Here is a 12,122-nt window from a genome sequence, read left to right on the forward strand (position 1 = left end):
ATTATCTCCTTATCATTCTTCTGTAACATGCACTTTAAGTGTAGCTGTTACATCAGGGTGCAATTTGATCGGAACATTTGTAAAGCCAAGTGCACGGATTGGCTCAGGTAATTCCATCTTACGGCGGTCAACTTTAATTTTGTTTTGCTTTTCCAACGCTTGTCCAATTTGTTTGGACGTAATAGAACCAAATAGACGACCGTCTTCGCCAGTTTTTGCCTGTAGCTCTACAGTCAGCTTTTCAACTTGCTCTTTTAATTCTTTAGCTTCTGCCAACTCTGCAGCTGCATCTTTCTTCTGACGTTCCTTCTGGCCTTGCAACTTACTTAAATTACCTGGCGTTGCTTCAACCGCTACATTATTTTTCAATAAAAAGTTTTGTGCGTAGCCTGTTGAAACCTCTTTCACTTCACCTTTTTTACCTTTTCCTTTAACGTCCTTCAAAAAAATAACTTTCATCATTCATTTCCCCTCTCTACGTATTGATCTAGTGTATTCTTTAACAGAATTATGGCTTCATCTATTGTCTCTACACCTAATTGGCAGGCCGCGTTTGTTAAGTGACCGCCACCACCCATGTCTTCCATTATGACTTGAACATTCAACTCACCTAATGAGCGGGCACTGATACCAATTTTCCCGTCATCACGCTTCGCGACAACAAAGGATGCTGAGATGCCTTGCATCGTTAGGAGTATATCTGCCGTTTGAGCAATCAATACGGAACTATGCACAACGTCCTCTTGCCCTTTCGCAATCGCAATATCTCCATTCCCTGCAAATTCAACAGTCTCAATCAGTTTTGAACGTTCAATATATGTCGTGATATCTTCTTTCAGTAGACGTTGCACTAGTATCGTGTCTGCGCCATGCGTTCGCAAATAGGAAGCAGCTTCGAATGTCCTAGCACCTGTTCTAAGTGTGAAGCTTTTCGTATCCACCACAATCCCTGCAAGCATGGCAGTGGATTCCAGCATCGTCAATTTTTCATTTTTCGGCTGATACTCGAGCAATTCAGTCACAAGTTCTGCCGTAGAAGACGCGTACGGCTCCATATAGACGAGCACAGTATTATTGATAAACTCTTCACCGCGTCGATGATGGTCGATCAATACGACTTTCTGCGCCTTCTCCAGTACACGTTCTTCAATAACCATGCTTGGCTTATGCGTATCGACTATAACGACTAACGAACGCTCTGTCATCAATTCCAATGCTTCTTCAGGCATTAACATATGATCATATAGTTCTTCATCTTGCTGTACCTCATCCATCAGACGACTGACGCTAGCATCGAGCTGGTCAAAATTAACAACAACATATCCTTCTACACCGTTCATACGCGCCATCTTACGTACACCAATCGATGCACCAATGGCATCCATGTCCGGCATTTTATGACCCATAACAAAGACGCGGTCACTATCCTGGATTAAATCACGTAAAGCATGTGAGATAACGCGTGCACGCACACGCGTACGTTTTTCTACTGGGTTTGTTTTACCCCCATAGAATTTCAATTTTCCGTCATGGTGCTTAATTGCTACTTGGTCTCCGCCACGTCCTAGAACCAAGTCAAGACTCGACTGTGCCAGCTCACCAAGCTCTGTAAGCGACGTTGTTCCTGTACCTACCCCAATACTCATCGTAAGAGGTACGCTATGTTTAGACGTGTTCTCACGAATCGTATCAAGCAATGCAAACTTGGTTCTTTCTAATTGTTCAAGCGTCCCTTCGTTAAACACTGCTAAAAAGCGTTCAGATGATATTCGTTTAACAAATACTCCATACTCATCCGCCCATTGGTTAACTAAAGACGTAACAAGGGAATTCATCTGGCTTCGTGTTTGATCATCCATCGTCTGAGATAGTTCATCATAGTTATCAACCAATAGAATTCCAATTGTCGTTCTATCAGCATAATAAAGGGATTGAATCTTCACGCGCTCCGTTACGTCAAATAGATAGAGTAACTTTTCTTCGGGCTTAAAGTACACACGATATGAGCGATCATTTAATACGATAACGTCTTGCTCACTGTCTTCTTTAATTACTTGACGGAATGATTCGTTCATCTCGTAAAGTTGTGATCCAATCCAAGTTTTGTCTGGATAGATAGAGTTTATAAATGGGTTGACCCATTCAATTAATTGCTTATCATTGAGCAAGATAATCCCAATGGGTAATTCCAGTAACGCTTCTTCCCCTACCTTTTTCATTCGATAGGATAGGGTCTCTATATACTTCTCGGTTTCCAGATAGCTATCATTCTCTACTTTCCAGGCAACTCCAAGTGCGAGCGCATAGGCGAGCGCAAAAAATAGGCCAACCCAAAAGTTCAATAGCATCAGGAGTACAGAACCTACTCCCCCAAGCAGTGATAAGATGGCTAGTGGGATCCGTATCGCTCGTTTTTTATAAAATATATTCACTGTCTCATCTCCTACGCTCTCTTGTCTTTATCTATCCATGTACGAATGTTAATGGCGATATCCAAAACACCTAGCATAACGGTGAAGGGACTGAGGAACATGGCAAATAATGTAGCTAGCACATTGACGATCAATGGAAGCTTCATCTTGCGCAATGCATAATAAATCAGCGCCAAACCTTGTAAGAAGAATAAGAATCTAAAGATGAGAATGGCATTTGCCTCCATTAGATAAAATGTCGTCCCTTGTTCCGGTTGCGATAAGATGGAAACCAATAGCAACACTAGATAGGCTACTACCGTTGCAAATGGTAGGCGCATGTTAAGGAAAGAGGCAAATTTAGGAACTTCAAAACGTAAGCGTTTCGCTACCGCTAAGATGGGCATGATAAACATATAGGCCACCACGAAGGTAGATAAAATAAACAGCGAAGGCACAATGGTTTGATAATACGTAAACGCCTCTGCCACAGTCCGTTCCATATCCTTCGTTGAACTTCCCATTCCAGAGAGTATTACAAACGCTTCTTGCTGTATAGCTTCAAATTGTTGTAGCAACTGTTCGATCGGATTAATTTTCATGAACCAGACAGTACCGAGATACAATAAGCTTAGTGAGATGAGCAACGTGACGCCTGTTGCCATAAATACATAAAGCTTTGTCTTGCCTGTCCGTACAGTATCTCCAATTATGAATCCAACTGCGCTCAATACAATTGCTGCTGGAATGGAAAGTAATCCGCCAATCAATAATGTGATAAGCCATGTACACACAGCAACCATCAGCGTGGAGACTCGGTCATAACGCAAACGATAAATCGTAATGGGCAATGGAACTAGCAATATTGTCAATAACCCAAGTAATGGCACGTACAAAGTCATTGCCAGTAATATAGCGAAGAGTGCTACCATCATCGCACCATACGTAATTCTACTTGCTTGATCTTGCATATTTACGCCTCAATTCATTCATTGCTTCTTTTGCCACCAATCAGTAATTAGGAGACAAAGTGTTACATTCCTTAATTCATATAAAGCTACATTCATCCTTCTAATTGTATCACGATTCGATGTGAAATCAAAAATACAGGCAGTTGTCGTTTCCAGCAAATTGGATATGTAGTGAATAATCTACTATTGCATTTTGTATAAATAAAAAACCACCACTGACTGAGTAACTCAGTCAGTGGTGGTTTATATATTACCGCTCTTCAGATACGAACGGAAGAAGTGCCATAATGCGTGCACGTTTGATTGCTACCGTCAATTTACGTTGGTATTTAGCGCTTGTACCAGTAACTCGACGAGGCAACATCTTTCCGCGCTCAGAGATAAACTTCTTCAACAAATCTACATCTTTATAGTCGATGTGTGTGATGTGGTTAGAAGTAAAGTAGCAAACCTTACGGCGTTTGCGACCTCCACGACGTGGTGCCATAATTGTTGTCCTCCTTCCTATTTACGTTATCAAGTGAACCGTTCTATCAGAATGGCAAGTCGTCATCTGTTACTTCAATCGGACCGCCGCCTGGTTGGAATGGATCATTATCGACACGTGTCATATTTTGCTGATTCGGTTGGTAGGATTGCTGGTTATTGTATCCTTGTCCCTGGTCTTGAGAAGGTGCATTATACGAAGGTGCTCCACCACCATAAGATGGTGTCTGCTGCCGTTCTGTATTAGAACTCTTCGGCTCCAGGAATTGAGTACTGTCCGCAACAACTTCTGTCGTGTAAACGCGCTTACCGTCTTGACCTTCGAAGCTGCCCGTCTGTATACGGCCATCCACTCCAGCTAGACTTCCTTTTCGTAAGTAATTCGCGATATTTTCAGCCTGTTTACGCCAAGCAACACATGTGATGAAATCGGCTTCTCGCTCTCCTTGCGCGTTAGCGAACGCACGGTTCACTGCAAGTGTGAAACGAGTTACAGCGATTCCAGTCTGTGTATACTTCAGCTCAGGATCTTTTGTTAATCGACCAACTAAAACGACACGGTTTATCATTCAGAATCAAACCTCCCTCATCATAGATTTTTAAATTTTATATCAGATTACGCATCTACACGAATTGTCATATGACGAATGATACCTTCGTTGATGTTCGCTAGACGTGTAAATTCATCGATTGCTTCAGCACCAGCGTTAGCAGTTACTAATTGGTAGTAACCTTCACGTAAGTCGTCGATTTCGTAAGCAAGACGACGCTTGCCCCACTCTTTCGACTCGATGATTTCCGCTCCGTTTGAAGTTAGGACAGTATCAAAACGTTCAATCAACGCTTTTTTCGCGTCCTCTTCAAGAGTTGGGCGCATAATGTACATAATTTCGTACTTTCTCATCAATAGTCACCTCCTTATGGACTTGGGCCCTACTTTTACAAGTGGGCAAGGAGTAAGTAAATTTAATATTACTCACATCAGTACATGTTATCACAACGTAATTGAAATATCAACCCCCGATATACTATACTGAATGGAATAAGGAGTGATTTCATATGGAAGAACAACAGCCTGTGATTGTCGAGCTCGATTTACAGAAAATAGCGAAGCAAAGTCTTTGGCTCACTTTACTACCGCTCATAGGACTAGTAATAATTCGCAGTCTGCTACAAGGTGAAGTCTCTTTGACATTTTCAGTATGGTATGTTGTCTATGCTTTGATTGGATATATTTTATTAATTATTATACATGAGTTTTTTCATTTGCTAGGTTTCCGTATTTTTGTAATGTGCCATGGAAGAACATGGCGTATGGTGTCAATTTGAAGATGGGTGTTGCGTACGCTACTGCAGATCAGTTGATGGACAATAAAGGTATTCGCAAAGCGTTATTATTACCATTTTGGATGACAGGTGTGTTGCCTGCTGTTCTGGCGTTGTACTTCAATGATGGCGTGCTGTTGCTGTTAGGTGCGATGCTAATCGGCGGAGCTGCCGGAGATTTTGCTATGTATAAGGAGTTAAAGAAGTTTCCGGATGATGCACTAGTGAAGGATGATCCCGAGTTGCCTAAGTTATATGTTTATCCTGCTCAATAAAGTGAAGAAGCTGGCAGTAGGAGGGAAGCAGCCCAAGATTGTGCCCCCGAAAAGCGTACGCTGGCTGGTGTTGCAATCCCCTCGTACTCACTAATTAACTTTCTACTACTTATCTCCGTAATTCTTAAACTTTGCTAACTCCAAACCAATAAAAAGGCTGATTCTCACGGGGAGAATCAGCCTTTTTGTATTATACGTTAAAGCGGAACAGCATAACGTCGCCGTCTTTAACGATGTATTCTTTACCTTCCAAACGAACCTTGCCGGCTTCTTTAGCCGCTGTCATGGAACCGTGCTCCACTAAGTCGTCGTATGCTACCGTCTCTGCACGGATAAATCCGCGTTCAAAGTCGGTATGGATTACGCCAGCACACTGTGGTGCTTTCATGCCTTTGCGGAATGTCCATGCACGAACTTCCTGCACGCCTGCCGTGAAGTATGTTGCAAAGCCAAGTAAGTTATACGTCGCTTTAATCAACTGATCAAGACCTGATTCCTTGATACCTAACTCTTCAAGGAACATTTCCTTCTCGTCATCTTCAAGCTCAGCCATCTCTTCTTCGATCTTCGCACATACTACGATTACTTCTGCATTGTCCTTCTCTGCAAAGTCACGAACTTGTTGTACATATGGGTTATTATCTGCATCTGCAATTTCATCTTCTGAAACGTTTGCAACATACAACATCGGTTTGATCGTCAACAAGTGCATGCCTTTAACGACTTGAAGCTCATCATCAGTTAATTCAACGGAACGAGCTGCCATTGCATTTTCAAATGCATCACGTAATTTCAGTAGAATTGGCTCTTCTACCATCGCTTCTTTGTCTTTTTGCTTCGCCATTTTGGAAACACGCGCCAAACGCTTATCTACGCTTTCCATATCCGCTAGAATCAATTCTAGGTTAATGACTTCGATATCATCGATTGGACTTACTTTTCCTGATACGTGCGTGATGTTTTCATCCACGAAACAACGGACAACCTGACAAATTGCATCTACTTCACGAATATGTGATAGGAACTTGTTACCGAGTCCTTCACCTTTACTTGCACCTTCTACGATTCCTGCAATATCCGTAAATTCGAATGCAGTCGGCACCGTCTTTTTTGGTGTGACAAGCTCAGTCAATTTATCCAAACGCTCATCTGGCACCTCAACGATTCCTACGTTCGGATCAATCGTACAGAACGGATAGTTCGCTGCCTCTGCTCCTGCCTTTGTTATTGCATTAAATAAAGTGGATTTCCCAACGTTCGGAAGACCTACAATCCCAGCTGTTAACGCCATTATTCCCACACCTTTCTTATCTATCCAAAGCTTACATTATTCGTTAGTCAACCATTTCATTATAAGGACAATGCGTGAGATTGTCCATGTGCTGTCACGACTCGTTCTTTAGCAGAACCTTTTTCATCTTTTTGGCGAATTCATTACGCGGTATCATGACGCTGTGTCCGCATCCTTCACATTTAATCCGAATATCCGCGCCCATCCGAATAATCTTCCATGCATTCGTTCCACATGGATGTTGTTTTTTCATCTCCACCACGTCATGCAAATTAAACTCTTTGTCCGCCATCATATGAATCCCCTTCCTTTTGTTCATCACGGATCACCATTTTTGGATAAGGAATTTTAATTCCATTCTCATCCATAAACTTCTTCAAGTCTTGACGAAGTTTGCGACCTACGCTGAAATTGGCTACCGGCTCCGTTTCTGCAGCTATACGCAAAAGGATTCTGGACGGTTCCATACTTTGTACGCCCAATACTTCCGGAACTCCAATCACTTCTGAATAACGATCTTTCGGCAATCGTTTCAAGAATTCCTTGATTAATTCCTCTGCGCGATCAATATCCGTTTCATAGGATAACGCAAGATCAAGCAATACCATGGAATTGGTAACAGAGTAGTTGACAACTTCACCTATTTGTCCATTCGGGACGGTATATAACTCTCCACCATACAATGCAATCTTTGTTGTACGGAGACCAATTTCCATGACCGTTCCTTCACCTGAGTTAATACGTACATAATCCCCTACTCCAAATTGATCTTCGAAAATGATGAAAAACCCTGAAATGACATCCTTTACTAAACTTTGAGCACCAAAGCCGACAGCCAGACCAAGCACGCCTGCACCTGCAAGTAGACCTTTTGCGTCTATCTTGAACTCTGTCAGAACGGCTAGTATAGCGGAGAAATAGACAATGTATTTCAATGCGTTTTCTAAAAGTTTGATCATGGTCTTTTCACGTCGTTCTGTTTTGCGCATCGGACTTTTCAACTTAATAGCGAAGAATCGCCTTATTAATACTTGCCCTACTTTTACTACTACACCTGCCACCACAATAATCAAGAGAATGCGAATAGCGAAAATTCCAGTAGAGAGCCAAAAGTCGGCACTGAATATCGTATCTTTTACTTGTTGCATTGCTGCTTCTAAACCTTTTAGGCTTTCTTTCGCTTCTTCTGTAGCAGAAGTTGTTGCCATTGAAAGAAATCCTCCTTTCGTATAAACCAGTTCGCCCGAGGCTATACTGCACAGCAATACCTGAGCAGAATACTCTTCAGCGTAAATAATCACAAAGGACTGGTGTCATCCTATGTATAGAGCTGAATCCTCTTCCTATCATTACCGAATTTCCAGTAAAGAAACCGGTGTCGTGTGGAAATTAAGTTCTTACTTCGCGCAACATATACCCTTCAAACAGCAACCAATCATATTTTATTGTATTGGAACGGATCGCTCTACCGGCGACTCGCTTGGTCCGTTGACCGGCTCTTACTTGTCTGAACTAAGTCTATTCCCTTACAAGGTAGTCGGCACGTTACGAGACCCTTTGCACGCGCTTAACCTGCAGCAACGTATCGAGTTAACAAAATCCATGTATCCCGATGCATTCGTAGTCGCAATTGATGCATGTCTAAGTAAAAAGGACGCAGTTGGTGATCTATTGTTTCATAGCGGACCTATTGCACCTGGCAAAGCGGTTGGTAAGGAACTACCACCTGTTGGCGATGTATCAATCAAAGGAATCGTTAATATCGGTGGATTCATGGAGCAAGCCGTCTTACAAAGCACTCGGCTACATCTACCGTTTGAAATGAGTCGTATGATTGGTCGAGCCTTGCAACTAGCACATCATCGTCAGCCATCAAAAGGCGTATACAATCGTTACGATGATCGCAACTACACCAATCCCTGGGATGAAATTAGCTACCCTGATTTTCGTCAAGCCGATTAAATTTAATCCGATTGCCGCAATCATTAAGCCACCTGTAGCGGTCATTTCAGAGATGAATAACTCCATTAACTCATCAGGGACAAACCGACTGAGGAATGTAGCTAGGAAAGTTATACTTCCTTGATAAATGAATAGAGGTACGGCTGCAAAAGCTACACCTATTCCTAAAGTGGAACTAAAGATAATGGAAGTAAATCCATCCAAGATTCCTTTCATTACCAATACATTGTGATCATTACGCAGACCACTATCAATAGCACCGATGATTGCCATGGAGCCTACGCAAAAGAACAACGTAGCCGTTACAAAACCTTGAGCAATTCCCGGCCCAGCCTTTTTGGTAGGTAACTTTCTTTCAATCCAATGCCCCAATTGATTAACCTTTTGATCAAGATCAATTATTTCACCAAGAATTGCACCTATGACTATACTAAGAATGACAATGACAATTTGTGTTGTTTCGAATGTCATTTGCAATCCAATAGCTACGACAGCCATACCAATTCCATACATGATCGTTTCTTTCATTCGTTCTGGTATTGCGTATAAAAACCTACCAATTAATGTACCCACTATAATCGTAAATACATTAAACAGCGATCCAAACAATATCATGATGTCACGTCCAAGTTCTCTTCAAGAATAAAACCTATTTTGCAATGAAAGCAAAATAGGTTTTTGTATCATCGCTCTGCGTTCAATAATTCAAGAATACGTTCGAAGTCTTCATCCGAATGAAACTCGATTTCAATTTTACCTTTTTTCTTGGTTTTTTTGATAGTAACATTCGTACCGAATTGCTCACGCAATGTAGTTTCTTGGGCTTCAATAAATATATCTTTTTTCTTTTCCTTTTTTGTTTCACGTGGAACATCTTCATTTAAACGTTGTACTAGTTTCTCTAATTGACGGACATTTAACCCTTCCGTCTTAATCTTTTCAGCAATGGCTAAGATTTGTTCTTTTTTACGCAAACCAAGAAGCGTACGGCCATGTCCCATAGATAGTATTCCTTGGGAAATGTCTTTCAAGACCTTTTCGGGTAACGCCAGTAAACGGATATGGTTGGCGATATGTGGTCTACTTTTGCCTAGTCTAAAGGCAAGTTGTTCTTGTGTTAACTCTAGACTTTCCATCAAGTTTTGATAGGCTTCCGCCACTTCTATTGGTGATAAATCTTCACGCTGCAAGTTTTCAAGAATAGCCATTTCCATTGATTGCTCATCTGTTAGATCACGTACAACGGCTGGAATTTCCTTTTTACCTGCCAATTCAGAAGCTCGGAATCTTCTTTCCCCTACTACTATTTCATACTGCGTCCCTACACTTCGTACAATAATAGGTTGTAGAACGCCATGTTCCTTGATGGATTCGCTCAATTCAATCAAGGACTCTTCATTGAATTCTTTACGTGGCTGGTATGGATTGACTTTAATACTTTTCAGGCGTAAAAGTTCTACCTTTTCCAATGACTCTCGAGGAAATAATGCATTAAGACCTTTACCTAGACCTTTACTCATTCTCCACCACTTCCTTTGCCAGCTCTAAATATACTTCCGCACCTTTGGATCGTGGATCATATAATATAATGGGCTTACCATGGCTCGGCGCTTCGCTTAAACGAACGTTACGTGGGATGATCGTTTTGTACACTTTATCTTGGAAGTATTTCTTTACTTCTTCAATAACTTGAATACCTAAATTCGTACGTGCATCAAACATCGTCAATAATACCCCATCAATATAGAGCGATTCATTCAAATGTTTTTGAACGAGACGGACTGTGCTCAGTAATTGACTAAGTCCTTCGAGCGCATAATATTCACATTGCACAGGAATGATGATGGAGTCAGAAGCCGTCAGTGCATTCAACGTCAAGAGACCAAGTGATGGCGGACAGTCAATAATGACATAGTCGTAATCGTCTTTGATGTCTTGAATTGCGTGTTTCATGCGAACTTCACGTGAAATAGTAGATACTAACTCAATTTCAGCTCCTGCAAGTGAAATGGTCGCAGGAACAATTTCAAGATTTTCGATATCCGTTGGAAAAATAACATCTCGTACCGGTACATCGTCGATTAAAATATTATAAATACAATCTTGCACGTCGCCTTTGTTTACACCGACTCCACTCGTTGCATTTCCTTGTGGATCAGAGTCAATTAAGAGCACTTTTTTGCCTAAATGGGCAAGGCATGCGCTTAAGTTTACAGAAGTCGTCGTTTTGCCGACTCCTCCTTTTTGATTTGCTATAGCAATAATCTTACCCACTCTTGCACCTGCTTTCTTTCCTAATTCATTTATCTTAATAGTACACCAAAATTTTACTAGTTGCTTCTTATGTTTAAAATACCTGACAAAAAATGTGTTCTATGTGGTCTATTTCAGTTTATCATCTTCACTGTGCGAACTCTATTGATATATAAGAAAACTCTTGCTAGTATGTCAGCAAGAGTTTTCATACGTCACTTTTTACATATCTTTACCGTGATTGTGTAGTATTCTTCGGAATCTACTTCTTCGGATTCTACTTCAATCCCACTCTTGGCCATTAGTGCCAGTGATTCGCGCAACGTATTTACTGCGATACGAACATCCTTACTAACAGCTTTCTGTCGAGGTCCGCGCTTTCTTGCAGGTTGCACTTTCTCAACTGATTCAGTTGGGTACAAGATCTCTTTAATCCTAGCTTCCAGATCTTTAACGTTATATTGATTCGTTTTGATCTCTTCCAACACTTCCATCTGAAGTGCGGATTCCTTTAAAGGTAATAATGCACGTGCATGACGTTCAGATATTTCTTTTTTCAAGATTGCTGTTTGAACTGGTTCAGGCAACTTCAACAAGCGCATCTTATTCGCAATGGTAGACTGTCCCTTACCAAGTCTTTGTGCCAATGCTTCCTGTGTCAATTCATGCAGTTCCAGTAAACGTTCATAAGCATGTGCTTCCTCAATTGCCGTCAGTTCCTCGCGTTGCAAGTTCTCAATTAAAGCAATAGAGGCCGTCTCTTTATCATCCAGGTCCCTTACAATTGCCGGTACTTCTGTCCAGCCAAGCTTACGCATCGCACGATATCTTCGTTCCCCAGCAATGATTTCGTATGATCCGTCCTCTTTTGTACGAATGACAATTGGTTGAATGACGCCATGTGTATGAATCGTTCTAGCAAGTTCTTCAATCTTTTCTTCATTAAAAATTGCCCGTGGCTGGTATTGATTCGGTATGATTGTATCAATACCTATCTGTGCTACCTTCTCCAGATGCTGAACTCTAACTTCTTCTATCGTAGCCATCTTTTCTCCCCCACCAAAAAAACGCGAAAAAGTACTTTTCAACCTCTGCACCACCTTTTCGGAACTATTCCCTCTTATCTCTTCTATACAATTGTTTCACG

The 12,122-nt window shown here is 41.4% G+C and carries 16 protein-coding genes; 3 read left to right on the forward strand and 13 right to left on the reverse strand.

What is annotated here, in order from left to right:
* Positions 1 to 12: 12 nt before the first annotated feature.
* From rplI to rpsF, 6 genes are all read right to left on the reverse strand, one after another.
* Positions 13 to 459 carry a 50S ribosomal protein L9 gene (rplI, locus tag SporoP32a_RS09520; RefSeq protein WP_085132246.1) on the reverse strand — a complete coding sequence of 149 codons (447 nt, stop codon included), beginning with the start codon at positions 457 to 459 and terminating at the stop codon, positions 13 to 15.
* Positions 459 to 2,432 carry a DHH family phosphoesterase gene (locus tag SporoP32a_RS09525; protein WP_085427685.1) on the reverse strand — a complete coding sequence of 658 codons (1,974 nt, stop codon included), beginning with the start codon at positions 2,430 to 2,432 and terminating at the stop codon, positions 459 to 461. Before SporoP32a_RS09525 ends, rplI begins: the two co-directional genes overlap by 1 nt.
* Before the next feature lie 11 nt (positions 2,433 to 2,443).
* Positions 2,444 to 3,382: a DUF2232 domain-containing protein gene (locus SporoP32a_RS09530; RefSeq protein ID WP_085427686.1), complete on the reverse strand. Its 939-nt coding sequence runs from the start codon at positions 3,380 to 3,382 to the stop codon at positions 2,444 to 2,446.
* A 250-nt stretch (positions 3,383 to 3,632) separates the two neighbouring features.
* Positions 3,633 to 3,869, reverse strand: coding sequence for a 30S ribosomal protein S18 (gene rpsR / locus SporoP32a_RS09535; RefSeq protein ID WP_029054370.1), 237 nt, complete (start codon positions 3,867 to 3,869; stop codon positions 3,633 to 3,635).
* Between the two features lie 46 nt (positions 3,870 to 3,915).
* On the reverse strand, positions 3,916 to 4,437 hold the full coding sequence (gene ssb / locus SporoP32a_RS09540; RefSeq protein ID WP_085427687.1) for a single-stranded DNA-binding protein: 522 nt from the start codon (positions 4,435 to 4,437) through the stop codon (positions 3,916 to 3,918).
* Positions 4,438 to 4,484: 47 nt separating this feature from the next.
* On the reverse strand, positions 4,485 to 4,772 hold the full coding sequence (rpsF, locus tag SporoP32a_RS09545) for a 30S ribosomal protein S6 (RefSeq protein WP_085132250.1): 288 nt from the start codon (positions 4,770 to 4,772) through the stop codon (positions 4,485 to 4,487).
* A gap of 155 nt (positions 4,773 to 4,927) precedes the next feature.
* Between rpsF and SporoP32a_RS17440 the strand changes: the two genes are divergently transcribed.
* Positions 4,928 to 5,197 carry a hypothetical protein gene (locus tag SporoP32a_RS17440; RefSeq protein ID WP_335696102.1) on the forward strand — a complete coding sequence of 90 codons (270 nt, stop codon included), beginning with the start codon at positions 4,928 to 4,930 and terminating at the stop codon, positions 5,195 to 5,197.
* The gene (locus SporoP32a_RS17445; RefSeq protein ID WP_335696103.1) at positions 5,161 to 5,469 is read left to right on the forward strand and encodes a DUF3267 domain-containing protein; all 309 of its coding nucleotides are present in this window, start codon (positions 5,161 to 5,163) and stop codon (positions 5,467 to 5,469) included. The genes SporoP32a_RS17440 and SporoP32a_RS17445 overlap by 37 nt, the downstream gene beginning before the upstream one ends.
* A gap of 190 nt (positions 5,470 to 5,659) precedes the next feature.
* Here the strand turns inward: SporoP32a_RS17445 and ychF are convergent, their stop codons facing one another.
* From ychF to SporoP32a_RS09565, 3 genes are all read right to left on the reverse strand, one after another.
* Entirely contained in the window at positions 5,660 to 6,760 is a 1,101-nt protein-coding gene (gene ychF, locus SporoP32a_RS09555; protein ID WP_085427688.1) for a redox-regulated ATPase YchF, read from the reverse strand.
* Between the two features lie 94 nt (positions 6,761 to 6,854).
* Positions 6,855 to 7,052 carry a DUF951 domain-containing protein gene (locus SporoP32a_RS09560; RefSeq protein WP_083034454.1) on the reverse strand — a complete coding sequence of 66 codons (198 nt, stop codon included), beginning with the start codon at positions 7,050 to 7,052 and terminating at the stop codon, positions 6,855 to 6,857.
* The gene (locus tag SporoP32a_RS09565) at positions 7,033 to 7,968 is read right to left on the reverse strand and encodes a mechanosensitive ion channel family protein (protein WP_085427689.1); all 936 of its coding nucleotides are present in this window, start codon (positions 7,966 to 7,968) and stop codon (positions 7,033 to 7,035) included. The genes SporoP32a_RS09560 and SporoP32a_RS09565 overlap by 20 nt, the downstream gene beginning before the upstream one ends.
* A gap of 112 nt (positions 7,969 to 8,080) precedes the next feature.
* Between SporoP32a_RS09565 and yyaC the strand changes: the two genes are divergently transcribed.
* Entirely contained in the window at positions 8,081 to 8,722 is a 642-nt protein-coding gene (gene yyaC / locus SporoP32a_RS09570) for a spore protease YyaC (RefSeq protein ID WP_085427690.1), read from the forward strand.
* Here yyaC and SporoP32a_RS09575 read toward each other — a convergent pair.
* The 4 genes from SporoP32a_RS09575 to noc all read right to left on the reverse strand — a co-directional run bounded on the left by SporoP32a_RS09575 (position 8,633) and on the right by noc (position 12,063).
* Complete coding sequence (locus SporoP32a_RS09575) at positions 8,633 to 9,337, reverse strand: DUF554 domain-containing protein (protein ID WP_085427691.1); 705 nt, start codon at positions 9,335 to 9,337, stop codon at positions 8,633 to 8,635. The two genes, yyaC and SporoP32a_RS09575, sit on opposite strands and share 90 nt — an antisense overlap.
* A 68-nt stretch (positions 9,338 to 9,405) precedes the next feature.
* Entirely contained in the window at positions 9,406 to 10,242 is an 837-nt protein-coding gene (locus SporoP32a_RS09580) for a ParB/RepB/Spo0J family partition protein (protein WP_085427692.1), read from the reverse strand.
* Positions 10,235 to 10,996 (reverse strand): ParA family protein, encoded by a 762-nt coding sequence (locus SporoP32a_RS09585; RefSeq protein ID WP_085427693.1) that lies wholly within the window; start codon positions 10,994 to 10,996, stop codon positions 10,235 to 10,237. Before SporoP32a_RS09585 ends, SporoP32a_RS09580 begins: the two co-directional genes overlap by 8 nt.
* A 194-nt stretch (positions 10,997 to 11,190) precedes the next feature.
* Positions 11,191 to 12,063, reverse strand: coding sequence for a nucleoid occlusion protein (noc, locus tag SporoP32a_RS09590; protein WP_085427694.1), 873 nt, complete (start codon positions 12,061 to 12,063; stop codon positions 11,191 to 11,193).
* Positions 12,064 to 12,122: the final 59 nt, after the last annotated feature.

The sequence above is a fragment of the Sporosarcina ureae genome (assembly GCF_002109325.1).
Classification (GTDB): Bacteria; Bacillota; Bacilli; order Bacillales_A; family Planococcaceae; genus Sporosarcina; species Sporosarcina ureae_C.

Coding starts and splice junctions, on each gene's coding strand:
- rpsR (WP_029054370.1), bottom strand. CDS start 3,869: ATGGCACCACGTCGTGGAGGTCGCAAACGCCGTAAGGTTTGCTACTTT.
- SporoP32a_RS09530 (WP_085427686.1), bottom strand. CDS start 3,382: ATGCAAGATCAAGCAAGTAGAATTACGTATGGTGCGATGATGGTAGCA.
- ychF (WP_085427688.1), bottom strand. CDS start 6,760: ATGGCGTTAACAGCTGGGATTGTAGGTCTTCCGAACGTTGGGAAATCC.
- SporoP32a_RS17440 (WP_335696102.1), top strand. CDS start 4,928: ATGGAAGAACAACAGCCTGTGATTGTCGAGCTCGATTTACAGAAAATA.
- SporoP32a_RS09565 (WP_085427689.1), bottom strand. CDS start 7,968: ATGGCAACAACTTCTGCTACAGAAGAAGCGAAAGAAAGCCTAAAAGGT.
- yyaC (WP_085427690.1), top strand. CDS start 8,081: ATGTATAGAGCTGAATCCTCTTCCTATCATTACCGAATTTCCAGTAAA.
- SporoP32a_RS09580 (WP_085427692.1), bottom strand. CDS start 10,242: ATGAGTAAAGGTCTAGGTAAAGGTCTTAATGCATTATTTCCTCGAGAG.
- SporoP32a_RS09560 (WP_083034454.1), bottom strand. CDS start 7,052: ATGGCGGACAAAGAGTTTAATTTGCATGACGTGGTGGAGATGAAAAAA.
- ssb (WP_085427687.1), bottom strand. CDS start 4,437: ATGATAAACCGTGTCGTTTTAGTTGGTCGATTAACAAAAGATCCTGAG.
- rplI (WP_085132246.1), bottom strand. CDS start 459: ATGAAAGTTATTTTTTTGAAGGACGTTAAAGGAAAAGGTAAAAAAGGT.
- rpsF (WP_085132250.1), bottom strand. CDS start 4,772: ATGAGAAAGTACGAAATTATGTACATTATGCGCCCAACTCTTGAAGAG.
- SporoP32a_RS09575 (WP_085427691.1), bottom strand. CDS start 9,337: ATGATATTGTTTGGATCGCTGTTTAATGTATTTACGATTATAGTGGGT.